Here is a 24,379-nt window from a genome sequence, read left to right as displayed (position 1 = left end):
CTGCGCGTCGGCCGCCGTGTTCCGTTAGCCGCCTCTCTGGTTGTCGTCGCCGGATCAGCCGGGGCGTGCGAGAACGGAGGACTCGCGGGCAATTGAGCCCGCCAGGTGTTCCTGCATCAGTTGGGCAAGCCCTCCGCACGTCTGGATGAGTGCGTTAGTGTTCCATCAATCACCTTTTTGGGGGCTGCGTCGCAGTCGCTTGTGTCACGGGTAACTGTCGAGCACGCGGGTAAACGCCCATTTGATCTCGCGCTTTGACGATTTACTGTATCGATACACTAAATCGATACAGTGCGCCTCCCTACCGTGTCGCGCTGAACACAACGCCCGCACTCAGAGCGGCATCCAGGAGACAACACCATGCAATCCATTTCCCGGCGACGTTTCATAGAAACGGCCTCGATGGCCTCGCTCGCAGCGGCGATCGCGGGCTTTCCCGCGATCGTACGCGCCCAGCCGACGGCCACGTTGCGGCTGTCGTCCTCGATGCCCGCAAACGAAAACGCCGCGCATTACGTGTGGTATCAAAACCTCGCTGCCAACCTGAAGGCGAGCGTCGGCGACCAGATTCGGATCGACTATTTCCCGAACAGCCAGCTCGGCAAGGAAAGCGATGTCGTTCAACAGGTGAAGGTCGGTGCCGTCGACATGATGGTCACCGGCTCGTCGATCTGGGCGACCGTGCTGCCGGAACTCGGCATGCTCGATCTCGGCTATGTGTTCGACAACTTCGACCATGTCGGGCGCGCCATGGACGGCACGGTCGGCAAATCGTTCGACAGCATGTTGCAACAGCGTGCGGGCTGCTCAGTCGTCGCTTGGGGCTACTCCTTCGGCGCGCGCAACGTATTCACGAAGAAGCCCACGCAATCGCTCGCCGATATCAAGGGTGTGAAGCTGCGCGTGCTGCCCACGCCCGCCTTCATGGAAACCTTCAAGCTGATGGGCGCGGTACCAACGCCGATTCCCATCGGCGAGTTGTACATGGCTGCGCAAACTGGCGTCGTCGATGGCTTCGAGCACGACTGCGCGACCGTGCTGGCGAGCAAGTTCGACGAAGTCGTGAAGTCGTGCTGGCAAACGCAGCACGTCTTCAGCCCGATCGTCACCGTGATGGGCCGCCGCGCGCTTGCGAAGATTCCGGAGAATCTGCGCCCCGCTTTTCAGAAAGCGGCGCAAGACGCGACCGCGACGCAGCGCGTCGCAGCGATCCAGACGGCTGCCAGCGCCGAGCAGGAGTTGAAGAAGCGCGGCATGACGTTCTATCCGATGTCGAAAGCCGATCGCGACACCGCGCGCGGCGAAATGCAGTCGCAGTTGTACGCGAACTTCTCGAAGCAGTATCCCGCGACCGCGCCCCTCTTCAGTGCCATCGTCGCAGCGCGCGGCTAACGAGGCAGGCAAACCATGACCACTTTCTCCGCAACGCCCGGACCGGAGGCGCAACCCGTTTCGCCGTGCTTCGGCCATGAGACGGTGCTCACGCGCGGCCTCGCGCGCCTCATGCACTGGATCGAAAACCTGTGCGCGGCCGTGCTAGCGGTCGATGTGCTCGTGGTGTTCCTCTCCGTGGTCTACCGCTATTTCCTGCACGATCCATTCGACTGGGCCGAGGAAGTCGCCGGCGCGCTGATGATCGTGCTGGTCTTCTTCGGCGCCGCCACGGTGCTCGCGCGCAGCCAGCACGTCGGCGTCGACCTGTTTCGCGGCATGCTACCCACGCGCTGGCAGCCCGTGCTCGTTCACGTCGGACACTGGGTGATCGCAGGCGTCGCGGGAAATCTGTGCGTGTCGTCGTGCCTGCTGCTGGTCGATTCCTATAGTCAGATGACGCCTAGCGGCCTTCCCGCGTGGATCAACGTGTATCCCGTCGTTATCGGCAGCGTGTTCATGACGGTGTTCGCGCTCGCCAACGCGCTCAACGGCGCGCGCAAGACCGTGGTCGGTACGTTGATCGGCTGCGTACTGCTCGCGGCGGCTGTGTTGGCATGGAACGCCTTCGTGCCCACTCTTGCGCTCAAGCCCGGCTTACTGCTGCTGGCCGGATTCGTCGGCGGACTGGTGCTCGGCGTGCCAATCGGCTTCGTGCTCGCGTTCTCGGCGCTGCTGTACTTCCTCGCGGAACCGTCACTACCGATGCTCGTCTACTCGCAGCAAGTGATGGCCGGTACCGACCACTTCGTGTTGCTTGCGATTCCGTTCTTCGTGCTGGCCGGACTGCTGATGGAAACCAACGGCATGTCGGTGCGACTGATCGAACTGCTGCTGCGGATTTTCGGGCGTGTGCGCGGCGGGCTCGGCCTCATCACGATCCTGGCGACGGCATTTTTCTCGGGCGTGTCCGGCTCGAAGCTTGCGGATATCGCAGCCGTCGGCGGTGTCGTGATGCCGGCTGTGCGCCAGAGCAAGGAAGATCCGAACGAAGCCGCAGCGTTGCTTGCCTGCAGCGCCGTGATGGCGGAAACCATTCCGCCCTGCGTGAACATGATCATCATGGGCTTCGTCGCGAACATTTCGATTGCCGGGCTGTTCCTCGCGGGCGTCGTGCCGGCCGCCGTCCTCGCTGTGTCGCTGGCGATCGTCGCGGTGATTTACGGGCGCCGCATCAATCTCGTCGATGTGCTTACCCATCCGCGCGCATGGATGCCGCTGCTCGGCGGCGCGTTGGTCGCGCTCGTCATGATCACTATGATCGGCAAGGGTGTGACGTCGGGCATCGCGACGTCGACGGAAGTCTCTGCTTTTGCTGTGGTCTATGCGCTTCTCGTCGGCTGGCTGGCGTTTCGCGAACTCACGCCGAAATCGGTTGCACGCGTATTTGTGCGCTCGGCGTCGATGGCAAGCGGCATCCTGTTCATCGTCGCGGCGGCCTCCAGCGTGTCGTTCGCGCTGACCATCGAGCAGATTCCCGCGCTCGTTTCCGATTCGATGATTGCCTTCGCACATCAATACGGACCGACGATGTTTCTGCTGCTGTCCGTGCTGATCATGATCGTGTTCGGCGCCGTGCTGGAAGGCGCTCCCGCGCTCATCATCTTCGGGCCCCTCCTCACCCCGATTGCCTCGCAGCTCGGCATCAACCCGCTGCATTTCGGCACGGTGATCGTCGTCGCGATGGGTCTGGGTTTGTTCGCGCCGCCCCTTGGGCTGGGCCTGTTTGCGACCTGTGCCATTACCGGAACGGAAGTGAAAGCCGTCGCGCGTCCTATGGTCAAATATCTGCTGGTGCTGTGCATCGCACTCGTGGTGCTGATTCTGGTGCCATCCTTTTCGTTGTGGTTGCCGACCCGGCTCGGCCTGTAGCCGGCAGATGTAAAACCTTATGAGCACCATTCAGGATGTCGCCCGCGAGGCCGGTGTTTCCGTGAGCACGGTATCGAACGTGCTCAACGGCCGCACCGGTCAGATGCGCCAGGAAACGCTCGCGCGCGTGCAGGCCGCGATGAGCGCGCTGCAATACAGGCCAAGCACGCTCGCGCGTCAGCTCAAGACGGGGCAAACGCCGCTCATCGGGCTGCTGGTGCCGTCCATCGCCAATCCGATGTACGGCTATATCGCACGTGAGGTCGAAACGTATGCACAGGAGCGCTACGGCTATCGCGTGATGATCGGCAATACGTATCGCGATCCTGCCAAGGAAGCGTCGTTCTTCGAGGATTTGCTGTCCCAGGGCGTACGGCGCGTGATCGTGATCTCGTCGCTGGCGAACGAGCGCCATCTGGAAACCGCCGTCGAACGCGGCATGGTCGTCGTCAGCTACGATCGCCGCGCAACGGAAGGCGAGACCACACGCGTTGAACACGTCACCCCGGACAACTTCGAAGCAGCGCGCATCGCGACGCGCCACCTTATCGCGCACGGTCACAAGCGGCTCGCCTTCGCCACGTTGACCGGCATGACGATGAGCCGCAGCGACAAGATCAACGGCTTTCTCACGGCGGCGCACGATGCGGGGCTGTCGGAGTACGCACGCGTGCTCGACAGTGGCCCGGTAAACGAATACGGCGATTCGATGATCGCCGAGAATGGCCGCGCACTCGCGCGCCTGCTCGCGCAAGACGACGCGCGCCCGACGGGCATCGTCGCCGTCAACGACCTGATGGCGCTCGGCCTCATGGCAGGCCTGCGTGAGTGTGGCTTGCGGGTGCCGGAGGACGTGTCGATCGTCGGCATGGACGGGCATTTCCTCGCAGCAATCTCTAATCCCGCGCTCACGACCGTGCAACTCCCCGTACCGGCGATGGCCGCCGCGATGGTCGAGCGCGCGATGCGTCCGCACGACGAACCCATGCCCGCATCGGAGCAGGCGCTCTTCACGGATATCACGCTCGTGGAGCGCGAATCGGTCTCGCGCCTGGGGAAAACTGCGGCGAAATCGAAGTAAGCCAGAAAGACAGGATAAGGATATGAACAAGGTATTCGTGACTCATCCCCGGCACATGCTGGATCATTACTTCGGCGCACGCGCGGCAGCGGCGCTCGCGAAGTTCGCCGACGTCACGTACAACACCGAAGATCGCGAACTGACGCAAGCTGAACTCGCCGACGCCGCGCGCGATGCCGATGTCATCATCGCTTACCGGCAGACGCCCGCAACGCGCGCGTTGTTCGAAGCACTGCCGAAGCTGGCCGCCTTCGTGCGCTGCGCGGTGGATATCCGCACGATTGATGTCGATGCTGCGAGCGAACTAGGCGTGCTCGTCACGCAGGCGAGCGCGGGCTTCGTGCCGTCCGTGTCGGAGTGGGTGATCGGCGCGATGCTCGATCTCGCACGCGGCACGACCTCGTATGCGCAGGCATATCACCGCCACGAAGCGCCCGCGCCGAAGATGGGCCGCGAGTTGCGCGGCAGCACCTTTGGTGTGATCGGGTATGGTCAGATATCACGCTATCTGTGCGACCTCGCTTTGGCATTCGGCATGCGCGTCATCGTGTCCGATCCATACGCCACAATCGGCGATGCGCGCGTGCATCAGGTCGGCATGGATGACCTGCTCGCCGAGGCCGATTTCGTTATATGCCTCGCGCCCGCCACGCCGCAGACCGCGAACCTGATGAACGCGCGCGCCTTCGCGACGATGAAGCGCGGCGCGTATTTCATCAATGCGGCGCGCGGCGAACTCGTCGACGATGCCGCGCTGCTTGCCGCGCTGGAGCACGGTCATCTGGCAGGATGCGCGCTCGACGTGGGCCGCGCGGCGGATCAGATGCCCTCGCCTTCGTTGGCTGCCCACTCGCGCGTGATCGCGACGCCGCACATCGGTGGGCTGACGCCGGGCGCCATTGAGCATCAATCGATGGAGACGGTCGCGCAAACAGAAGCACTGTTTCATGGTCGCATGCCCCCCGGCGCCGTGAATGCGGCACACGCATTCCGTCTCTCGGGCTTCGCCATACCGGCAGGCGCGCGATGAATCCTCCGATCGGCTTCGAAAACGCATGTGACTGCCACATCCACGTATACGAGGAAGGCTATCCGTTAGCCGCGAGCGCGACGTTCAAACCTCCTCTAGCGCCCGCATCCGCATATCGGAACGTGCAGCGTGGGCTCGGCTTCTCGCGTGCGATCGTCGTGCAGCCGACCGGGTACGGCTTCGACAACCGTTGCACGCTCGCCGCGATCGCGCAACTCGGCGACGGTGCGCGTGGCATCGCGGTCGTGCCGCCCAATATTAGCGATGACGAACTGCAGCGCCTGCACGATGCCGGCATCCGTGGCGTGCGATTCATGATGCTTCCGGGCGGCCTGCTGCCATGGGATGGGCTCGCGGATATGTCGGCGCGCATCGCACCGATGGGCTGGAACATCAACCTCCAGCTTGACGGGAACACCCTGCCGCAGCATGAAGCGATGCTCGCGAGCTTGCCGTCGAAACTCGTCATCGATCATCTCGGCAAGTTTCTCGCGCCCGTCACACTGGAAAGCGAAGGTTTCGCGTCATTGTGCCGCCTGCTCGACGGGCCGCATTGCTGGATCAAGCTGTCCGCGCCCTATGAAAGCTCGCGCGACGGCGCGCCTGATTTCGATGACGTGTCGTGGCTCGTGCGCACGCTTTCGACACGTTTTCCCGAGCGCAGCGTGTGGGCATCGAACTGGCCTCACCCCAACGTGAAGCCCGTTCCGGACGACACCCGCATGCTCGACTGGGCGATGCAGCTAGCGAATAGCGACGGGATTAGCCACAAGATACTTGTCGAAAATCCGGCCGAGTTATACCAGTTTTGAGAGCCTGAAACAGGGGAATGGATTAGACTCGCTCATCGGCGGCAATTAGTCAGTCCTTGCGCCCATATCGTCTCCCGTTCATCATGAAACGAACGATTCTCGCATCCGGGCTGGCGTTTGCCGCTGTGGCGGCCTACGCTCAATCCGTCGTCGTCCAGCACGGAAACCTTGTCTACCGCAACGCATCGGGAGCTACCGACGGCCCCGACGGGAGCCCGGTTGTTTCCCCTGATGGTAGTCTGGTCACCTTCACGCGCCTGCGCCCCGGCCGCGAATGCCGATTCGAATGATCCCAATCGTGGCTCTCTGAGCGACGTGTACGTGATTCGCATCTCGGACCACGCGCTCAGGAAGATCGTCACAGGAGCGCATTCGGCGCAAGCGGAGAACGAGCTATCTGGCATCAATTCACTTAAATTTTCTCCGGATGGCTCGACGCTGATCTGTAAGTCGTTGAGCGATCGGCACTTTCCCGAAATAATCGCCAGATTTTGCATGATTCGAACGATTACCCCGTGCTGGAAGTGACGCGCGGAACGGCTCAGTCGTTTGGCTTGCTCGCCATCATGATGAAGCACGCCGGTCGCAATCCCCGCCCGCGCTATAAGCGCATGAACATCGTCTGGCGCTGCTCACAAGCAATCCGGACGACTTCCGCGCGCTTGACGTGATCGAAATCATCGAGGCGCCGAAGAAGGCTCATTGAACGCAGGCGTCGCGCGGTTGGTCCCGTGGATGCCTTTTTGTACCGACAGCGCGTCTAGCACATTCGGCGTCAAAACTGCGTATTCGTCGTCGATTTTCCGAAAGGCGTATCCGGTTTTCTTTGGAAGATCACCGGTGGGGTCATTTGGGGGATCGGCGTTCGGCTGCTCACAGATTTGACGGTAATCACTGTCGCATCTTTGTTGGCGTGACGTTCGTTGCCTTGGCGCGTGGTCAGGCGCACGCGACCGCCCTCCTCGTGATCAACGTTCACATACATGCCGTCCGCTTTCTCCTGACTCAAGACGCCCTCTTTCCAGCGCCATGTCTCGAACCGGATCTGCGTGCGGGCTTCTCGGAAGAGACCGTCAACAAGGCATGGAAGGGCCTGATTCACGAGTTCCCCTACATCCGCTGCATCCTGCCGAATAAGGTCAGGTCTGGTGCACAAAAAACACCTGCCCTTTCCACGGTTGAAGGGTCCATACTTCAATCAGTGGATATCTGGAGGGCGTCATCATGACTATTCACCGCACTCTGCATGAGGATGTATTCGCCACCTTTGCAAGAGCTTGCCAGGAAGGAGAGTTCGAACTGGCCGAGCATCTGCTTCACGCGATTGAGACCATTGCGCGGCAGAAACAGGATTGCGGCGAACTCGACCGTGCTTACTTGCTACTCACCCATTTCACCAACCGCCCCCACAGTGCGCATTCGGGACGCATGCGTTCGTTTTCCAAGCACTGAAAGAGGACTACTTTTCTATAGGGTGACCGCCACGCACTGCCTAAACTTATAGGAGACGAGGCCGAGACCTTATACGGCGATGGACGCTTCTTATAGGAACGCAGCGCCAACTCTTATAGGGCACACGCGCCGGGCCGGGTGGGCCAAGGAAGCGCTTACCAGGTTGCGTGACGGAACCCAGCCACGGCACTGTAAACGGAGTTCCTTGTCCCGCTTGGCTTTGGCGGGACTTTGACTACCCTGGCTATTTTCGCCCACGCCCCGAAAACTAAAAATCCTCATCAAAGGCTTGCCAGACAAGGCACTCCGGGACTACGCAGTAGCGAAAATCGCGAACCAAACTATGTTGCAGACAGGGAATCGAGTTCCTGCAAGGCGCACTGCAAATAGTTGCTGCGTTCGCTATTCGGACCGGGCGGCTTGTCCAGCAATCGCTGGAAGCAAGACCTTCAGGTCAGAGACGTAGGCAGGTGCCCACGGCTGTGCGGATGCAATAGCCCGAATCAGGGCACGGTACTCTCCGTACTGGTCGGAGATGATCGCCGCGACAACTTTCGTGGCGAGTTCCACCGGCTCGACGTCTGCGTCGACGCTTGCCCTGACCAGATCGGAGCACGCCTCGTCGAAAACGCAGATGACCTCCCATCCCTCTTCGGTCGTTCCGCGTCGAGAAACGACGTTTGCGCGCCGAACTCGCTGATCCATTGGCGAACGGCAGCGGCAATGTTTTCGCCTTTTTGTGCGGACAGCTCGAATTGCAACCGACGCTGCATGCACGGGTTCGTCATACCCGCCCCGGCCAGCAGTGTCGCCAGGCGTTCTGGTCCGACAGCCGCCAAGGCTTTGGCATCGATCGGATTCTCCTTGTTCGACATCGCTCCTCCTACAAAATAAAAACCGCTGAAGCCACGGTTACGGTGAAATGTTGAATCGGCCGGTTGTGCTACGTTCTGCAAGGGCAGTTCAAGGCCCGCCTCCAGCCAGCAAGCTCACGCTCACGCTCACGCAAAGCGAAACCCTGATTTCCTCTTGCGCGCGTTCAAGAATATAAACTCATTACCGCCTCGCACCGCCTCTCGATCCTCACACGTGCCGAAATCGACGAACTGTATGCGTTGCCGCGCTTTACCGACGAAGACCGGCACGCGTACTTCGAGTTCGGCAACGCCGAACAGCAGATCGCTTCCGCATGCGGCGCTGCACAGGCCTATGTCGCCCTCACCCGCGCCGATCGCATCGAGTTCGCAGGCGATGGCCTGTGCGACCAGCGCTTCGAGACGCGAGGGAAACCGCTCGACAGGCCCCGTATTTTTCCCATTTCAGCGTCAACCCATGTCGACAATGTCGCGTTATTGGGGCAGCGCTGAACTTTTTCAGCCACGACAAAAATGGAGAATCACATGAAGACGATGTTCGCTGCTCTGGCTTCCGCTCTGCTCGTTTCGACGGCTTTCGCACAAACTGCAGCACCGGCACCGTCGACCTCTGCGACGACGGCGGCTCAGGCTGGCAAGGCTGACCTGAAGGCCGGCACCGAAGCCCAAGCCGGCGCAACGAAGACGACAGCCGGCAAGGCGTCTGGTGAAGCTGGCGTCAAGAAGATTCCGGCCGCGCACGCGAAGGTCAAGGCACACAAGGTGAGCAAGAAGACACACGCTGTCAAGGCAGGAGCCGGGAAGGCCAAGACTGATACAGGCAACGAAGCGAACGCCGCTGGCGCGAAGACCGACGCAACCGTGAAAACGCAATAAGGACCATCGGACGCACACCGGCTCGTTGGTATCAGAATGCCGTACAGGGCGAGTCGAGGACTCGCCTTTTTCGTTGGCGGTTCAGCCAACACTTTCCTCTGCCGCCTCTAGCTTTCCCATTGCAAAGGTCGTTGTCATAGTTACGGCGCGCGCGTCCTGCTATTCGTGCCACGTTAGTATTGCTAATAAAACCCCGATTTGACCAACGAGCATTGAAGCTTGCCTGGATGCCGTGGTAGCCCCCGCTTGCGCCCACTGTCGAGGCGGTAGAGGCATGTACGCCCGGGCGCCGCGCGCCCTGCCCGCGGGCCCGCTCAGGGTCTTTTGCCTGACTCTCCTGCGTAGTTGTAGCGCTATCGTCTCAATGCCAGAGTGTGCGTCTGTTGTTCTCGGTTCTCGGGACTTCGCTGCGACGATGTCGAGTTTTATGTCAAATATCCGGCGACTTTACTGATGTCAAGTCCGAACCGTTGTTAGCTCAAATCACCGGCTTCGACGTCCGGCCACCCGACGTGTGGCTCGTATGCTGTCCGCTCCAGCAATTAACGAGGACAGCGCCACTTCAAGTACAACGCTGACGTCGGACTGGTCCGATGACCAGCTTTATCAACGAACGCGAAACGGCTTCGGAGATGCACTGCGACGAGCGATGGCTGTGGCCGGCGAAACGGATGATGGTAAGCCAAGTAAAGTAACCCAGAACGACTTGTCGGAGCGTTCAGGTATCTCGCGCTCATCAATCGCGAGATACCTCGCGATTGGCACCACGAAGGCGATGCGGCTAACTCAAGATGCAACCGACACTGAGTCTTCCCATCCGCTAATACGACCGACTATGCCCCGAAAACCGTGTGAAGTGCCTGATAAAACATCGGGTGAATTTGCACTTTCGTGTTCGGTTTGATCTGGCTAGGCGAAGGTGCGGTTCCGTTGTCGATCGACCAAAGTGGCCCGCTTCCACCCTCGAAGCGTAGCCCAATTAAACCAACATCGAAATACGTGCGAAACACGGCGGCCAAGACCGCATGCTTGCTGGCCGAGGACGAGTTCATGTAGGTTGTTGCAGCCTCGCATGAAGGATCGCGCGGGTCGTTCATAGCCGCCAAACCTTCAATCACGCGGTCCACGAGGGTTTTGTCCAGGCTCGCAATCTTGAACTCGATCTGTGTCTTCTCGAGAAGAGGCAAGCCCACCTCCAAGGACGGAAACAGATTCTTCCATTCGTACACAAGCGCTTTAAGCCGCCCCGCCGAATACTCTCGCTCCGCTTCGTAGATGGATTGGACGCGCACCTGACTTGCCTGTTCAGAGAGACCGAGGCATGCGTTGACGAACAGAATTGCATCTCTTGGCCTCATAGCTGTGCGTTGCATGAGATAGTCCAAGAAAACTGTTTTGCCTACTCGCTCCGGAAATATCTCCTTTAGCTTAACGGCACGCACTGTATATTGCTGGCGTACCAGCATACCAACCCGCTGATCCAGTAGCTTTTCGATCTGACCTCGATTCCACCTAAGGCGAAGTATTAACGGATCGTACTTTTCTTCCTGAAACCCCGCATCGGCGGTTGCCGAAAAAACCCGTCGCAGAAGGTCATAGCGAAGCGCAACAACTATTTTTACGTTCTGTACTCTTTGAAAACTCTTAACCGCCTCGATGAGCGAACGAATCAGCTTGAAACGCAGGGTGTCGTCAACCCAATCCTCGTCAAGCTTGTCGATCGTTACATAGTAGGGCTTCTGATCGTCGGTAAAGACGTCTTCATTAAGGAAACGGATAACATCGGCCAGCTCTTTGAGCTGCACATCGTTTACTACCTTTTGCCCGCGGTGAACGATCTCCTTTTTCTGCTCTTCCGTCAGCGACCCCTTCGCTCCGAGCGTGGCCGAAATCCCGCCTCCTTTGCCGCCGAGTTCAGCGTTAAGTTCTGATGCAAGCTTGGACGTAAGCTCTTTGACTCGGTATTCAGTTTCGATCCAAAATTTATCACCCCAGTCTTTCAGATAGGCAAGTGCGCGTGCCTTCGTTTGATCCTTCTTGCGCAACGAATCCATGATCGTCGAGAGCCAGGTATCAGTCTTCTCCTCCGTGACGAGCATGTACCTCCGCTTGATTAGCTCGACTGCAAGCATGTGCTTCCAAAGCAACGAGTAAAACGGGTCGAGTTTGACTCCCAAGTCCTCGAAGAACCTGATCACATCATTGTTGGATATGAAATTAAGTGACAGCTGGTCTGGTTCAAGCTCGACCACATGCTTCGCGATACGCAAGATACCTTAAAAGGGCTGTTTTCCCACTGCCAGTCCGGCCAACGATAACGCGCTTTGGCGCCTTCACGTTTCGAATTTCTTCGTAGTCACCGACGTCGACGAAGCTCTGAAAAAGGAACTCGTCGTCGAGTTCCGCTCCGGCCTCGCCGATACGCGCATGACGCTTGAAGCGAAAAGGAATACCACTTTCAGCCATGGGGTCTCTCGCGGATAATTATTTTTGATTCTGATTGCCCGCCATGTTACAAGAAAACGTCGCTGGTACGACGAATGTCACCGTTTGCCCCGATAGCGCGAACGGCGTTGACTGCTGCGTCGTGCGTCCAAAAGCGAAGATGGCTGCGTTTATCGGCTTCACGAGTGCCCCGCACGGCGACGAACGTCGACGTGTGAGACGCTACCGACCGGAAACAAGCGCCCAGTGGTTTTGCAACTCAGCGCTGCGCTGGCCCGCTGAACTGGTCCAGACCAATTCGGCGGCGCCTTCTTGCGAGAGCTGCTTGTCGCGGTCGCGCGGTCGGCGCGCCACCTCATGCCCATTGACTTGAAAAACAACGACTGCTCGCCTGCATGACTAGTAAGCATCTCGTTATAAGAGTTGTTCGACGCTGACGAGTCATGCGAGAACGCGATTCCGTTGGTGCGCCCCATCGCGTCCAGCCGAATTGAGCATTCCGCAATACTCTTCCCGCCTCGATAGAAACCGCCGCCATATGGCGAGAGTCAATGCGGTCAAACCTGCCGGTAACGTCTGGTCCCGCTCACCAATGGCTTGGATCGAGCGTTCGAAAAACTTGCAGATGAAGTCAAACGTCGAACGGTCGAAGTCATCCAAGTCTTTCTCAGTGAACTCCTGCTTCTTGCTCTATCGAGGCAGGCCGGGTGGGACGACGGCTTGCCGTCCTGTCGTCGCGGATTTCTGCGTTGAAAGCCTCGCGGATCCCCCAAGCGCCTCGACAGCCTGTCTGACTTGCCTTGCCACGTCGGCGAGAGCCTCGTCCCGATCGGGCCAGGAGGCGACTGGCTTCCCGTCCCGAGGCGCTGCAAGCAACCAGCCACTGTTTGGCCAGGCCGCTTTCCGCCTCCTTTATCAGGCTCGCCTCGATGGTCGCCATGAGATACCGGGAACGAACGGGTATGGAAACGTTAAAACGGTAATATTTACCTATTTGTCGATCGAGTGTCCCAAAAGCCAGTCGCGATGGCCGAACGTGCGATACGACAGCCAACTTGCGTCGGTTCTACGCCAGCCAGCCCCCTTCACTTGACATGGCGGAATCAGCGCAGAATTGGATGTCCACGGTCCACGGTCCATGGACAGTGGACATCAAAAATTTCGCGTTTGCCACGCTGTCAACTCATATCTTCCTCATCCACACCGTCGTTGACAAAGTGCATCCATGCACCCGTCAGCGCACGATTTGCCCTTACCTCTTTCGGAAATTTCCGAAAATCTTGACAAGCCAGTCATCACACGCAAAAATCTGTCCACTGTCCATGGACCGTGGACAAACAATCCCGCCGAGCTGTGAAAAGTCAAGATATCTTCCTGCTGCTGAAACTCGTGTCGCTTGAGCAAAGCCTGAAAGCCAAGGCTGAACCGGCGAAGATCATACCCATGTTTCCTTCACCGCCAGCGCCGGAGCGATGGCAGGACTGGGAAGGCGATCCCGCGGACCTGCTCGAGGAACTTCCTCCCGTCGAGTCACAAACTTCAGACCCGGACCACTACAGTGTCCGTTCGCTCGCGGATGCGACTGGCATCAGCAAATCCGAAGTGAGCAACATACTCTGTCGCTGTTATGCGAACGGGCTGGCGAAACTGCAACGCAGCGGCACGCCCTCCACCAATCGCAAGGGGCTTGAAGAGTTCTTGGTCTATGGGCTCAAATATGTGTTCCCTGTCAAAATGCTCGGGCTGACGCGTGGCATAGCCACAGGACTGACGGCGCCCGTCTTCGGCGGAGAGTTGCGGGCGGCAAGCGAACATACGCCTGTTTGGGCCGATCCCAAGGGGGCAACGTCGGGCCCCTCGGTCGAGCCGCTTTACAAGACCGTCCCGCACGCCGTCAGAAAGGATCAACTCCTTTATGTCTTTCTTGCGCTGGCCGACTCAATTCGCCTGGGGCTGCCGCGCGAAAGAAATCTGGCGGTACGGAAACTACACGAACTTCTACAGAACTAACGCATGGCTACTTTCGACGATCATCTTGCGATGATCTGCGCCGTCGCGAAGGCGATGGGACCGGATCTGTGTGAAGAGGTAGCGTTTGTTGGTGGATGCACGACAGCGCTCCTGCTGACAGACCAGTACACCATGCAGCAGGTGCGCCACACCGATGATGTTGATCTCATCGTCCACGTCATCAAACGGACAGGATGGGAAAAATTGATGGAGCAGCTCAGGACGAAGGGTTTTAGGGAAAACATGGAAGCGGATGCTCCCATCTGTGCCATGTACCTCGGAAGCCTCCGGGTCGACTTTATGCCGGACGACGAGTCCATTCTGAGCTTTAGCAACCTGTGGTACAAGGACGCCCTCGCTCGTGCGGAGACGCGGGAACTCGTCGACGGATTGCGTATCAGGCTTGTACGCCCGAATATTTCATTGCCACCAAAATCGAAGCCTATCTTTCCCGCGGGAATAGCGATCCGCTGTCGAGTCGGGACATAGAAGACATACTTACCCTGATTGACGGACGTCCCGAGATTACCGAAGAAATGCTGCGGGCGCCCGCCAGGATGCGGGCGTATGTCAGCGAGCAGCTCAAGGCGCTACAAACGATGGGTGACTTTGAATATGCAGTGCAGGCAGCAAGCAACAGCGATCAGGGACGCGAGCAGCTCATATTCGAGCGCCTGGATCTTCTTGTTTCGTATGGTGCGCTCAATTGAGTGCCTCGTCGCCGGGATGGCAATGGCGCAGCCAGCGGGGACTATGCCGCTCCGAGAACCGGGACGCATGCGGCGTATTCCAGTCTCCGACCTACACCTTCTGCGTTGTCGTTGACGCTTCATCGAAGGGTCAGCGGGGGTGTTGTTCAACGCTACCTGGATACACCAGCTCGTCACGCGACTCGAATCCGACATGCCATTAACAGACTCAATAGTCGACCTGATGCGCGAAGCACAGCAACGCTTGCGTCATGAAGGCTTCCTGCATGAGAAGGCATGTTATGCGGCGCTGCTCCTGCCACATGATTCTGCCACTGCATTCGCTCTGGTTTGCGGTGACTGTTGCGTCGGGTACTGTCCTCAAGGCGGACAGACGGAATGGCTGACACGTAGCCACACGCTCGCCAACGCGTGCGGCGAGCTGGGTATCGAAGCAACCGCTTCCTGGCATCAGATTGTGACCCGCACGCTGAACGCAAAGCGCTTCGAACGACCCGAGGTGACGGAATGCAACGGTATCGACCCCGGCGTGTGGATCCTGGCAACAGACGGGTTCCGAGCGGGACAGACGCTACCAGACATTCATTCGCAGGACGACTGCAGCTGTCTCCGGGTAGGAGCAGGCCTTCCGACGCTCAGCGAGTCCGACTGTGACAACATGCTTGTCCGGACCATGGATCCTGCTGTCCCTGCCCGCTTCGCGGAAGGACTGGCATGAACGCCCGGATGAGCGAAATTTTACCTATCCGACAAATCATGATTGATATGTACTACCAGTCATAATCTTACGATTTATTTAACCGAAATCCAGTAGCGTTCTTACTTCGTATTGGACTACTAATTAACTTGGACAGTTTGATTTGTGTCAAATTGAGGGTCTGCCGAGATAAGAGTCAGACACCCCGTAGCCTGGATAGCAGGGTGGGTCGTATGGCTACCGTCCGAAGCGTAACGCGCATGAAGCGGTGCATCGGGTGGCGACGGCAATTGTCCAGTGGAAGACCCAAGTCATAGATCTGGATTTACGCGCCTACTTTGATACCGTGCGGCATCAGGTACCAGCGGACACACGGAATGATGATCTCGCGATAAAAATGCCGCCCATCGAACAACTCGTCAAGACTTTTCAGCTTACTCATCGGCGATCACCAGTTCGTTCAATCCAACACCTTAACCGATTTCCCATCGCCATTTTCAACAGTGCAAACCGAAATTCCTCATTCGGCCATCATCTGCTCGAGGTGGCGCAGACTCAGCGGATACGCAATGTACCAGCGCACACAGAGAAGGATTACATCAAGCGGATAGTGCAGGCGCTTCAGCACCCTCGCCACAGCCGGATTCAGGTTCTGCTTCATCGATCAAATCGTTCGTCTCGTAGACTGCGGTATAACAGGCCATCTTAGTGCGACAGAACCCTGCGCCGCGCCTGCTTGCCTTTGATTGGTGCCAAAGGGGCAACACGGTGAGCCAGTTTGCGTGTCTACCGCTCTACGCCGCGTCCACCTACGATGACTTCGTGCGGCGCATTACCGCTAACGACACCCGCTAAGCGGGGTGTTTACCGTCGTCGGCGGGAGAAATCAATGACGCAGCCTATCAACTACATTCAGCAATCGCCGGAGCTGTTCAAGAAGTTCTTTGAATTCAGCAATCAGCCAGGGCCTGTTCGCGTCCATAACCAGCTCGCGCCGGCCCCTGTCAAAAGATACGGGCCGGCGCCGACGCAAGGTCCGCTGCGTCGGTGCGGGACGCTCGCGCCATGTTGGAGGAACAACGCATGCTTGGCTTGACTTCCTTAGACCTCGCCCGCTTCCAGTTCGGCTTCACTGTTTCCTTTCACATTCTTTTCCCTGCGATCACCATCGGCTTAGCCAACTATCTGGCAGTGCTGGAAGCATGCTGGCTGCGTACACGCAACGGTGTCTACCGCGAGCTCTACCAGTTCTGGAGCAAGATATTTGCAGTCAATTTTAGTATGGGCGTCGTCTCGGGTATCGTCATGGCCTACCAGTTCGGCACGAACTGGGCGGGATTCTCCCATTTCGCCGGAAGCGTGACCGGTCCTCTGCTTACCTACGAAGTGATGACCGCATTCTTTCTTGAGGCCGGCTTTCTCGGCGTGATGCTGTTCGGGTGGGACAAGGTCGGCCCCACCCTGCACTTCGTTGCAACGGCGCTTGTCGCAACGGGCACACTGATATCTGCGACCTGGATCCTGGCGTCCAACAGCTGGATGCAGACACCACAAGGCTACGAGATCATCGACGGCCGCGTCGTGCCTGTTCACTGGTTTCAGGTCATCTTCAATCCTTCATTCCCGTATCGGCTCGTTCACATGAGCCTCGCGGCTTTCCTCAGCACGGCACTGTTCGTGGCGGGATCGGCCGCCTGGCACCTGCTGCGAGGCAATGACAACGAGGCGATCCGCAAGATGCTGTCGATGGCGATGTGGATGGTACTGCTAGTCGCGCCCATTCAGGCAATGGTTGGCGACGCCCACGGGCTGAACACACTCGAGCATCAGCCCGCGAAGATCGCCGCCGTCGAGGGGCATTGGGAGAACCACGGCAACGAGGCGGTGCCGCTGATCCTGTTCGGCTGGCCGGACATGCAACGCGAGCAGACGCGATTCGCCGTCGAGATTCCTCATCTGGGCAGCCTGATCCTCACGCACAGCTGGAACAGGCAGTTCAAGGGCTTGAAGGAGTTCCCGCCGGAGGACCGGCCCAACTCGACCATCGTGTTCTGGACGTTTCGCGCGATGGTCGGACTGGGTATCCTGATGATCCTGATTGGCCTGTGGAGCCTCGCGCTGCGCCGCGATGGGCGTCTCTATCGGCAGCGAGCATTCCTGCGCATCGCACTGGCCATGGCGCCTGCCGGCCTCCTCGCACTGCTCGCGGGTTGGCTCACGACCGAGATCGGCCGGCAGCCATGGGTCGTCTACGGCCTGATGCGCACGACCAATGCGTCCTCTCCTCACGGGGTGCCCGAACTGGTGGTGTCCGTGGCGCTCTTCGTCGTGTCGTACTTCTTCGTGTTCGGCGTGGGAATTGCCTACATTCTGCGCCTCGTGCGCAAGGGGCCCACGCCTTACCCCGATGCAATACAACCGGCGGGTGGCCCAGGCCAGAGCCGCACACCGGCACGCCCCCTGTCGGCTGTCGGCGATGACGCGGCAGGCACTGCCGCGACGGACACGGGGAGATAGCGATCATGGGCTTCGACATGTCATTGGTCTGGGCATTGATCATCTTTGTCGGTGTCATGATGTATGTCGTGATGGATGGCTTCGACCTTGGCATCGGGCTCCTCTTTCCCTTCGTCTCCGCTCGAGCAGACCGCGACATGATGATGAACACCGTCGCGCCGGTCTGGGACGGCAACGAAACCTGGCTCGTGCTCGGCGGTGCAGGCTTGCTCGCCGCATTTCCCACCGCATATGCGATTTTGCTCAGTGCGCTGTATCTGCCACTCGTGTTCATGCTGCTCGGGCTGATTTTCCGCGGCGTCGCCTTTGAATTCCGTTTCAAGGCAAACGATCGCGAACGGCCTGTATGGGACGCGTCGTTCGCCGGGGGCTCGCTCGTCGCGTCGTTCTTCCAGGGCGTAGCGCTGGGTGCGTATATCGACGGCGTAAAGGTGAGCGGTTACGTCTTCACCGGTGGACCGCTGGACTGGCTGCGCCCGTTTCCACTTCTCTGCGGTGTTGGCGTGGTCACCGCGTACGCGCTGCTCGGCGCCACGTGGCTGATCATGAAGACAGAGCATGGCCTGCAACGCACGATGATCCGTCTGGCCGGCCATCTGGTCTGGGTGCTGCTGGCTGTCATCGTCATTGTGAGCCTCTGGACGCCACTGGCGCATCCGCGCATTGCGCAACGATGGTTTAGCCTGCCGAATCTTCTCTGGTTTTCACCGGTCCCGCTGCTGGTGCTGTTGTCCGTGTATGCTCTGAGGCGGTCATTGCGACATTCGCCTCAAGCCGGACCGTTCCTCCATGTACTCGCCCTGACATTTCTCGGCTACACCGGGCTCGCGATCAGCATCTGGCCAGATATCGTCCCACCTAGCATATCGATCTGGGATGCTGCCGCGCCGCTGCAGAGCCAGGGTTTCACCCTGCTCGGCGCGCTGTTCATCATTCCGTTCATCCTGATGTACACAACTTGGTCTTACTACGTGTTCCGCGGCAAAGTCCGGCAAGACGAGCACTATCACTGATGGAAAAGCATCGCAGCAGCCTGCGTGAATGGGGAACCCGCTTTGCATGGCTCGTTGCCCTTTGGACGGCGAGCGTTGCCGCGCTCGGCGTCGTCGCCAGCCTGTTGCACCTTGCGATGCGCGCAGCGGGATTGAGCGGATGAGCCAGAATCGGCGTGCTGCGATGATGACTGGTCAGTGAACAGCTGACGGATGTGAGCTTCGACATGGAACGGTAAGTCAATCGAGGGATTGACAAACAGATCGGCGTCCATGCGCAGCCGGAACTGGATCGTTTATCCTGGCGAAGCCGGCTACAGTGTGTAGATCGAATGCGCGAACCAGTTCCGCTCAATTGCTCGGCCCTGCCTGATTGCGAATGTTTGTGAGGCACTGTCAAATTGGCGCGTTCGTCAATGTAAAATGAGGCGGCGGAAATTTTCAAGCTAGTTGTCGCCTCAACGAATAAATTTCAGGCGGCCTTTCTCTCCTGGTTAGGTGGTTGTGGGGCGACACCCTGGTGGTCGACGCGATCCGGGTTCAGATGAACGGCATCTATGCGTTGCCAGTTGCGCGTGCGGCATCTCCATCGAAGCTGATTGCGCTGCCTAGCGCTCTCGTAGAGCGCGGTCCGTCGATCCAGGATGTCCTGATCGAGATTCGCATGGCGCTGCGCCGGCGTCACGAACCGGATCGCACTGTGACGATGTTCGTGGTTGTACCAGCGCACCAGTGCTCCCACCCAGGCGCGTGCGGCAAACAGGGTGTCGAACGCCTTGAGCGGGTAAGCGGGCCGGTACTTCAGGGTTTTGAACAGTGACTCGGAGTAAGGGGTGTCGTTGCTTACGCCTGGACGACTCAACGATGGCATGACACCCAGCGCTCGGAGGGTGGCGAGCATCGTCGCGCCTTTCATCGGGCCGCCGTTCTCCGAATGCAGAATCACCTGATCGGGCTGTATCGATTCGCGTGCGCAAAGGTCCCGGAGAACTTCGCAAAGCGCCCAAACTCGATCAGCCGCGTCTTGCTCTCGCGCAGCTTCAAGCCGAAGCGGGCCAGCCGTTCGGTCACTTCGCGCTGGAAGCGATCCGCGTCCCGTACGTACTGGAACCCAGCGACCCAATCGTCGGCATAACGCACCACAATCATGTCGCCTTCAGCGTGCCGCGCACGCCACTGCTTCACCCACAGGTCGAACGCACAATGAAGGTAGATGTTCAACAGCAGCGGCGAGATGCTGCCGCCCTGAACGGTACCGATTTCACTCTGCGCCAACCTGCCGTACTCCAGCACACCGGCATGCAGCCACTTCTTGATGAGCCGCACGACCCGTGTGTCCGCCACCCGGTGCTCGATGAATCTGATCAGCCAGTCGTGTTCGATCGTGTCGTAGAACTTGCTGATGTCCGCATCGAGTATCTAGTTCACCTTCCGCTGTCCCACCCCCACGCTCACAGCGTCGAGCGCGTTGTGCGCGCTTTTGCCGGGACGGAAGCCGTAGCTGAACCCGACGAAATTCTGTTCATAAATCGCGTTATGTACCTCGACCATAGCAAGCTGGACGACCTTGTCTTCCAGTGCCGGTACGCCCAGCGCGCGCTTGCTGCCGTCTGCCTTGTCGATGTACGCGCGTCTGACAGGCTGGGGCCGGTAAGCCCCTCCGGCCAGCCGGGCGGACAGGTCCAGAAGCCGCGCCTCGAGGTCCAGCCCGTACGACTGCCATGTCTCGCCGTCCACGCCGGCAGCAGCCTTGCGCTTAAGCGCATAGTAGGCTGCCCGCAGGCGGTCGACCGCGTAGATGTGATGCATCAGGTTGGTGAACTTCGCACCCGGTCGGCCTTTGGCCGTCTGTCGTATGCCGTCGAGCGCCGTTCCCATGCCATATTCCCGCCCCGAACTGCGGGACATGCGCGCCGCGACTGCATTTCCCTTGGCCTGCCGCCTCCCCTCCACCCCCTCCGCCGCCGCAGGAGTTTCACCCGCAGCCTTGTTCGGCAGCTTCCCAAGTATTACGCACTTCCCGCGCCCATGACTCATCGTCGTACGCCCTCAGGCTTCACGATGCGCACTGCACCCAGCGCTTCCCAGCGGGGTCCAGTAGAGCGCGGGATTTCCCGGTGCCCGAGCAAAGTGTTTCCGCACGTGCACAGGGTCTCTGACCGCGCGGGGTCCGCTACTGCCTCCCCAATGCGGCAGCAAGCCTCGAGGCTCTATTACGCGGCTCAATACCCGGCCCGCGCGTACCCCTATCAACGCTTCGCCTGCAGCCTCGCGGATACACACGCATGACTCGGGGCCGCCGTGGCTAGCTAGGCCTTCAACGTATGATTCTTTCATTACTGAGAGAAAAAATTTACGCCAGTAATCGCGGCAGCACAACGGCGTCAAACCGATCAAAGGTCGCACCACTCTGTTCGACCTTACTGCGCATAACTGCCCCCTCGTAGGCCTCTACTAGAATCGCTGCAAGTTCGCCGGTATTCCGTCCTACGGACAGTTCACCTCGCTCCTGTGCTTCACTCAAACATTCGGCTAGCGCTCGTTCCCAGCGCGTCAACAAGTTTGCAAGCCTTAACCGCGTGTCCTCACTGCCGTTGGATAATTCAAGAGATATGTTTCCGATTAAACACCCATAGCTGAAGTTTCGTATGGCATGATCCTCGGAAAGGTCCTTGAAGAAGCGCGCAATTCGTTTGAGCGGCTTGATGCGCGCTTCATATAGTACCGGTGCAATCCGAGTTGTAATCGAAAGCCAATATTCTTCTAGAATTTCGCAAGCAAATGCTTCCTTGCTCTCGAAGTAATTGTAAAAAGACCCCTTCGGTACGCCGGCTGCGGTTGTGATGTCCTGCACACCACAACCGTTGAAACCGCGCTCATATACCACTTCGCCACCGCGCGATAGAAGGCGCGAGCGGACTTCCGGGTTGGTAGGTCTTGGCATGACATAACTCCCACGTTTCAAGAGAAAGATAAGCCCGGGTACGAGCGGCCGCAGATTGACATGTCGAAAGTTGCTGGTGCCGTGATGGGCGCACGCCCTGCACATATCCGGATAAATACCTTCGGAGACCATACCGCTAGCCGTGCCTCGTCAATCTAGAAACCCAGAACTTCCGCCACAGGCGACACGAGTGGGCAGACTAATCACCGCGGTGAAAGCAGACCGGAAAGCGTCAAGCAGCACGGCCGGTCGTGCCAACTTGATTGGCGCCGTCCAGCAGACAGATTAGGTTTCACCGTGCACCCCCGGAAGGGCTGGCGGAGGCATTGCGTCCACTGCACACTGAAGATTGAGCATCCTTATCTGGTCGATCGTAAAGTCGATAAAGAGTCGCATCCGGGACGGCATGTGCTGTTTGCTCAAGTAGCACAGGAAATGGTTTTGGTCATCGGGAGCATAATGCAGCAAGCAGGGAACCAGTTTTCCCTTTGCGATGTGATCGAAAACCTGATACCCAGCCATCTGTGCAATGCCTTGTCCGTCGAGGACGGCATTGAGCACAAGATCTGCGTCGTTAAAGGTCAAGTGTGCCGTGGGGGCGTACTTGATTAATTGACCGTCCACTTTGAACTCCCACTGATATATCCTGCCTGACGAAAAGCGGAAGTTGACCGCGCGATGCTGTGACAGCTCCTCGACATTCATGGGCAACCCATTCTCCAGAGCATATTTGGGAGAGGCGCAAGCGATCATGTGCATTGGGATGATGCGTCGAGCGATGATCTGACTATCGTCCACTCTCCCATTTCGGAAAGCGATGTCGACGCCATCGCTAGTAAAGTTGGCAGCGGCGTCGTGGAGCATCAAGTCGATCGATACGTCAGGATACAGGCCTCGAAACTTCGTCAGCAGCGGTGCGACGACCTTTCGGCCAAAACCGACTGTCGAGCTTATCCGTAATAGTCCGCGAGGTGGGCCAGCGCGCAGGTCGCGCATCCGTTCAATCGCGTCCAAAATGCGATCGATCCCGGGTTTGCAAGATTCGTAGAAAAGCTCTCCTTCTGTAGTGAGACCAACGCTTCTAGTGGTACGTGAAAAAAGTTTGGTTCTGAGTTGTTGTTCGAGTTTCTGTATGTTTCGACTGACAGATGATCTTCCGATCCCGAGACGATCACCCGCCTTGGCGAAGCTCTCTTCCTTTGCAACCACGATGAAGGTGATAACTGCGGTGTAATTCGTCGCGTATCCTGCTGACAGCGTATCCGTAACTTCTTCCGCTGAGGGGAAGTAATGATTGTGCATTGTTGCTCCCTTGAAAACACGATTTTTCTAAGACAAGGCGTCAGTGCTGACGAGAGCTGCCTGACCATATCCTCGATGGTCCAGATCGCGTTCGCGAAATAGCGCAAGTTGACCAGCGCTGCGTGTTAGCCATCGCCTTCGGGCGACTTCGGAACGGCCACTGGTTCGCGCACCACTTCAACCTTGCAGCCCTGTCCACGAAGATCACGGAGATGCGATTCCACGCACAGGATGGCGTCCCGCCGACCGAGGGTGTCGAACATGGTCGCCAGATCGTCGGCATAGGTATCCATTTCATTGTCGCTCCACGGTTGGCTTGAGCGGCCGTAGCCCCGGTGGCCGTGGGCGATGGCGCGAAAACCGTTTGACGTCACCGGCATCATCTGCGATTCTCGGCCATCGGAGCTCAACGGCCAGCCATGACAGAACACGACGGGACGGCCAGTGCTCCAGTCCTTGTAGTAAAGCTGCGTCCCGTGGTTCGCTGCGATGTAGCTGCCCGACTGCTGGCCGCGAGACTTCGAGACGCCCGACGAAGCGGCCGCTGCGCGCCTGAGCAGTGCCGGGGAGCCGCGAAGCTGCCAGTCCGCCAGCGGCGGCGTCGCCGCCAATCAATATGTTGCGTCGCGTGGGATGCCCGCGAGCCCTTCCTTTGTCGACATGATGCCGCTCCTTCTGTGAACACTTCGTCGAAAATCGGACCGCCTGCCTCATTCGGTTACGCTTACCCCGAAAATAGCTGACCAGTCAGCTATTTAAAAATTGCGGAAAAAATCGGCAGAAAAACTGCTTTAGCGTCATGTGCAGAGCCCGACTTCGCAACGGACTGTAGATCGATCTTCCGACCGGCTTTTTCAAGTCGACACAGATATTGCGGCCAAAAGGCTCATGTGTAATGTGCCAGTTGTTGCTTTATGTGGTGGGCCACTTTCGTTTGGGGTCCGCGGGGCGGCGGCCTGAACTCGGGGACTCGGCCTCGGCTACCTGGCGAGGGTGGAGATGCCAGATGTCCGGCGCCGTACCGCAGAAGAGCAGAAGACGCGGAAGTGGTCTGAGGGCTGCAAGCCTGTGAGATACAACGGCGCGGGTCAATCTCTTGCCATCGCTCTACCCAAGTCAATGGCAGCAGATCGGGCTGACCACCCCGCGCGTGGCAGCCTCGTCCTGTCCGCAGTCTCGAACGGCGCAGTCAGCCACCGCTCGATATACAGTAGGATCCAGTCCGCCTTGATGTGCCTGCGTACAGCCGAGCCCATGATCGGGTCGAACGCCGCCTTGGTGTCAAACTCAATGCGTTACCGCCCTGAAAAGGATGAGACAGACGGTGCGGTGG

Annotated in this window: 21 protein-coding genes and 6 pseudogenes; 16 read left to right on the top strand and 11 right to left on the bottom strand. The window is 58.8% G+C overall.

What is annotated here, in order from left to right:
- Positions 1–360: 360 nt before the first annotated feature.
- The 5 genes from H1204_RS31000 to H1204_RS30980 are packed head-to-tail and all read left to right on the top strand — an operon-like array spanning position 361 to position 6,226.
- The gene (locus H1204_RS31000) at positions 361–1,392 is read left to right on the top strand and encodes a TRAP transporter substrate-binding protein (protein ID WP_180734391.1); all 1,032 of its coding nucleotides are present in this window, start codon (positions 361–363) and stop codon (positions 1,390–1,392) included.
- Positions 1,393–1,407: 15 nt separating this feature from the next.
- A complete protein-coding gene (locus H1204_RS30995) occupies positions 1,408–3,303 on the top strand; it encodes a TRAP transporter large permease subunit (RefSeq protein ID WP_180734390.1) in 1,896 nt (631 codons plus the stop codon).
- A gap of 19 nt (positions 3,304–3,322) precedes the next feature.
- Positions 3,323–4,384 carry a LacI family DNA-binding transcriptional regulator gene (locus H1204_RS30990; protein WP_180734389.1) on the top strand — a complete coding sequence of 354 codons (1,062 nt, stop codon included), beginning with the start codon at positions 3,323–3,325 and terminating at the stop codon, positions 4,382–4,384.
- Between the two features lie 22 nt (positions 4,385–4,406).
- The gene (locus H1204_RS30985; RefSeq protein WP_180734388.1) at positions 4,407–5,414 is read left to right on the top strand and encodes a hydroxyacid dehydrogenase; all 1,008 of its coding nucleotides are present in this window, start codon (positions 4,407–4,409) and stop codon (positions 5,412–5,414) included.
- On the top strand, positions 5,411–6,226 hold the full coding sequence (locus H1204_RS30980) for an amidohydrolase family protein (RefSeq protein WP_180734387.1): 816 nt from the start codon (positions 5,411–5,413) through the stop codon (positions 6,224–6,226). The genes H1204_RS30985 and H1204_RS30980 overlap by 4 nt, the downstream gene beginning before the upstream one ends.
- Positions 6,227–7,001: 775 nt before the next feature.
- Here the strand turns inward: H1204_RS30980 and H1204_RS30970 are convergent.
- Positions 7,002–7,328 carry a hypothetical protein gene (locus tag H1204_RS30970; protein ID WP_180734385.1) on the bottom strand — a complete coding sequence of 109 codons (327 nt, stop codon included), beginning with the start codon at positions 7,326–7,328 and terminating at the stop codon, positions 7,002–7,004.
- A gap of 122 nt (positions 7,329–7,450) precedes the next feature.
- Here H1204_RS30970 and H1204_RS30965 point away from each other — a divergent pair, with 122 nt between their 5' ends.
- From H1204_RS30965 to H1204_RS30950, 4 genes are all read left to right on the top strand, one after another.
- Positions 7,451–7,678 carry a hypothetical protein gene (locus H1204_RS30965; RefSeq protein WP_180733344.1) on the top strand — a complete coding sequence of 76 codons (228 nt, stop codon included), beginning with the start codon at positions 7,451–7,453 and terminating at the stop codon, positions 7,676–7,678.
- A gap of 680 nt (positions 7,679–8,358) precedes the next feature.
- Positions 8,359–8,607: a hypothetical protein gene (locus H1204_RS30960; protein WP_180734384.1), complete on the top strand. Its 249-nt coding sequence runs from the start codon at positions 8,359–8,361 to the stop codon at positions 8,605–8,607.
- Positions 8,608–8,793: 186 nt separating this feature from the next.
- On the top strand, positions 8,794–9,045 hold the full coding sequence (locus tag H1204_RS30955) for a hypothetical protein (RefSeq protein ID WP_180734383.1): 252 nt from the start codon (positions 8,794–8,796) through the stop codon (positions 9,043–9,045).
- Positions 9,046–9,078: 33 nt separating this feature from the next.
- On the top strand, positions 9,079–9,429 hold the full coding sequence (locus tag H1204_RS30950) for a hypothetical protein (RefSeq protein ID WP_180734382.1): 351 nt from the start codon (positions 9,079–9,081) through the stop codon (positions 9,427–9,429).
- An 833-nt stretch (positions 9,430–10,262) separates the two neighbouring features.
- Here the strand turns inward: H1204_RS30950 and H1204_RS30945 are convergent.
- Together H1204_RS30945 and H1204_RS51670 are read right to left on the bottom strand one after the other, a co-directional pair.
- On the bottom strand, positions 10,263–11,681 hold the full coding sequence (locus H1204_RS30945; RefSeq protein WP_243468912.1) for a DNA repair protein: 1,419 nt from the start codon (positions 11,679–11,681) through the stop codon (positions 10,263–10,265).
- Positions 11,668–11,895, bottom strand: coding sequence for a hypothetical protein (locus H1204_RS51670; RefSeq protein WP_243468911.1), 228 nt, complete (start codon positions 11,893–11,895; stop codon positions 11,668–11,670). The genes H1204_RS30945 and H1204_RS51670 overlap by 14 nt, the downstream gene beginning before the upstream one ends.
- Positions 11,896–13,203: 1,308 nt before the next feature.
- On the opposite strand from H1204_RS51670, the gene H1204_RS30940 reads away from it, so the two are divergent.
- The 4 genes and pseudogenes from H1204_RS30940 to H1204_RS51665 all read left to right on the top strand — a co-directional run.
- The gene (locus tag H1204_RS30940) at positions 13,204–13,884 is read left to right on the top strand and encodes a hypothetical protein (protein ID WP_243468910.1); all 681 of its coding nucleotides are present in this window, start codon (positions 13,204–13,206) and stop codon (positions 13,882–13,884) included.
- A gap of 3 nt (positions 13,885–13,887) precedes the next feature.
- A pseudogene (locus H1204_RS30935) lies at positions 13,888–14,594 on the top strand (hypothetical protein).
- A 193-nt stretch (positions 14,595–14,787) separates the two neighbouring features.
- Positions 14,788–15,312: a hypothetical protein gene (locus H1204_RS30930; RefSeq protein ID WP_180734381.1), complete on the top strand. Its 525-nt coding sequence runs from the start codon at positions 14,788–14,790 to the stop codon at positions 15,310–15,312.
- 199 nt (positions 15,313–15,511) lie between these two features.
- Positions 15,512–15,652: pseudogene (locus H1204_RS51665) on the top strand (group II intron reverse transcriptase/maturase); the annotation flags it as partial.
- Between the two features lie 162 nt (positions 15,653–15,814).
- Here H1204_RS51665 and H1204_RS30920 read toward each other — a convergent pair.
- Positions 15,815–15,952: pseudogene (locus H1204_RS30920) on the bottom strand (IS6 family transposase); the annotation flags it as partial.
- Between the two features lie 422 nt (positions 15,953–16,374).
- Here H1204_RS30920 and H1204_RS30915 point away from each other — a divergent pair.
- Genes H1204_RS30915 through H1204_RS30905 form a run of 3 tightly spaced genes read left to right on the top strand, consistent with a single transcriptional unit; the run spans position 16,375 to position 18,964 of the window.
- Positions 16,375–17,808, top strand: a complete 1,434-nt coding sequence (locus H1204_RS30915; protein ID WP_180734380.1) for a cytochrome ubiquinol oxidase subunit I — start codon at positions 16,375–16,377, stop codon at positions 17,806–17,808.
- Positions 17,809–17,813: 5 nt separating this feature from the next.
- Positions 17,814–18,821 (top strand): cytochrome d ubiquinol oxidase subunit II, encoded by a 1,008-nt coding sequence (gene cydB, locus H1204_RS30910; RefSeq protein ID WP_180734379.1) that lies wholly within the window; start codon positions 17,814–17,816, stop codon positions 18,819–18,821.
- Positions 18,821–18,964: a DUF2474 domain-containing protein gene (locus H1204_RS30905; RefSeq protein ID WP_180734378.1), complete on the top strand. Its 144-nt coding sequence runs from the start codon at positions 18,821–18,823 to the stop codon at positions 18,962–18,964. Before cydB ends, H1204_RS30905 begins: the two co-directional genes overlap by 1 nt.
- Before the next feature lie 308 nt (positions 18,965–19,272).
- On the opposite strand, the pseudogene H1204_RS30900 reads toward H1204_RS30905, so the two are convergent.
- The 7 genes and pseudogenes from H1204_RS30900 to H1204_RS51645 form a co-directional block, all read right to left on the bottom strand.
- Positions 19,273–19,746 (bottom strand): annotated as a pseudogene (locus H1204_RS30900) (integrase core domain-containing protein); the annotation flags it as partial.
- Complete coding sequence (locus tag H1204_RS51660) at positions 19,743–20,156, bottom strand: reverse transcriptase domain-containing protein (RefSeq protein ID WP_243468976.1); 414 nt, start codon at positions 20,154–20,156, stop codon at positions 19,743–19,745. The pseudogene H1204_RS30900 and the gene H1204_RS51660, both read right to left, overlap by 4 nt.
- Positions 20,157–20,219: 63 nt before the next feature.
- Positions 20,220–20,678, bottom strand: coding sequence for a hypothetical protein (locus tag H1204_RS51655; protein WP_243468909.1), 459 nt, complete (start codon positions 20,676–20,678; stop codon positions 20,220–20,222).
- A 475-nt stretch (positions 20,679–21,153) separates the two neighbouring features.
- Positions 21,154–21,744: a TetR/AcrR family transcriptional regulator gene (locus tag H1204_RS30890; protein WP_180734376.1), complete on the bottom strand. Its 591-nt coding sequence runs from the start codon at positions 21,742–21,744 to the stop codon at positions 21,154–21,156.
- 285 nt (positions 21,745–22,029) lie between these two features.
- On the bottom strand, positions 22,030–23,046 hold the full coding sequence (locus H1204_RS30885) for a LysR family transcriptional regulator (protein WP_180734375.1): 1,017 nt from the start codon (positions 23,044–23,046) through the stop codon (positions 22,030–22,032).
- A gap of 227 nt (positions 23,047–23,273) precedes the next feature.
- A pseudogene (locus H1204_RS51650) lies at positions 23,274–23,664 on the bottom strand (alpha/beta hydrolase); the annotation flags it as partial.
- A gap of 530 nt (positions 23,665–24,194) precedes the next feature.
- Positions 24,195–24,338: pseudogene (locus H1204_RS51645) on the bottom strand (group II intron reverse transcriptase/maturase); the annotation flags it as partial.
- Between the last annotated feature and the right edge of the window lie 41 nt (positions 24,339–24,379).

The sequence above is a fragment of the Paraburkholderia sp. PGU19 genome (genome assembly GCF_013426915.1).
Classification (GTDB): domain Bacteria; phylum Pseudomonadota; class Gammaproteobacteria; order Burkholderiales; family Burkholderiaceae; genus Paraburkholderia.
The sequence above is the reverse complement of the archived record's forward strand: the minus strand, read 5'-3'. Positions and strand labels throughout refer to the sequence as shown.

Bases quoted from the DNA above. Each gene is read 5' to 3' on its own strand.
- H1204_RS30980 (WP_180734387.1), top strand. From the start codon at position 5,411: ATGAATCCTCCGATCGGCTTCGAAAACGCATGTGACTGCCACATCCAC.
- H1204_RS30905 (WP_180734378.1), top strand. From the start codon at position 18,821: ATGGAAAAGCATCGCAGCAGCCTGCGTGAATGGGGAACCCGCTTTGCA.
- H1204_RS51670 (WP_243468911.1), bottom strand. From the start codon at position 11,895: ATGGCTGAAAGTGGTATTCCTTTTCGCTTCAAGCGTCATGCGCGTATC.
- H1204_RS30950 (WP_180734382.1), top strand. From the start codon at position 9,079: ATGAAGACGATGTTCGCTGCTCTGGCTTCCGCTCTGCTCGTTTCGACG.
- H1204_RS30985 (WP_180734388.1), top strand. From the start codon at position 4,407: ATGAACAAGGTATTCGTGACTCATCCCCGGCACATGCTGGATCATTAC.
- H1204_RS51655 (WP_243468909.1), bottom strand. From the start codon at position 20,678: ATGGGAACGGCGCTCGACGGCATACGACAGACGGCCAAAGGCCGACCG.
- H1204_RS31000 (WP_180734391.1), top strand. From the start codon at position 361: ATGCAATCCATTTCCCGGCGACGTTTCATAGAAACGGCCTCGATGGCC.
- H1204_RS30990 (WP_180734389.1), top strand. From the start codon at position 3,323: ATGAGCACCATTCAGGATGTCGCCCGCGAGGCCGGTGTTTCCGTGAGC.
- H1204_RS30915 (WP_180734380.1), top strand. From the start codon at position 16,375: ATGCTTGGCTTGACTTCCTTAGACCTCGCCCGCTTCCAGTTCGGCTTC.
- H1204_RS30890 (WP_180734376.1), bottom strand. From the start codon at position 21,744: ATGCCAAGACCTACCAACCCGGAAGTCCGCTCGCGCCTTCTATCGCGC.
- cydB (WP_180734379.1), top strand. From the start codon at position 17,814: ATGGGCTTCGACATGTCATTGGTCTGGGCATTGATCATCTTTGTCGGT.
- H1204_RS30885 (WP_180734375.1), bottom strand. From the start codon at position 23,046: ATGCACAATCATTACTTCCCCTCAGCGGAAGAAGTTACGGATACGCTG.
- H1204_RS30930 (WP_180734381.1), top strand. From the start codon at position 14,788: ATGCCATTAACAGACTCAATAGTCGACCTGATGCGCGAAGCACAGCAA.
- H1204_RS30965 (WP_180733344.1), top strand. From the start codon at position 7,451: ATGACTATTCACCGCACTCTGCATGAGGATGTATTCGCCACCTTTGCA.
- H1204_RS30995 (WP_180734390.1), top strand. From the start codon at position 1,408: ATGACCACTTTCTCCGCAACGCCCGGACCGGAGGCGCAACCCGTTTCG.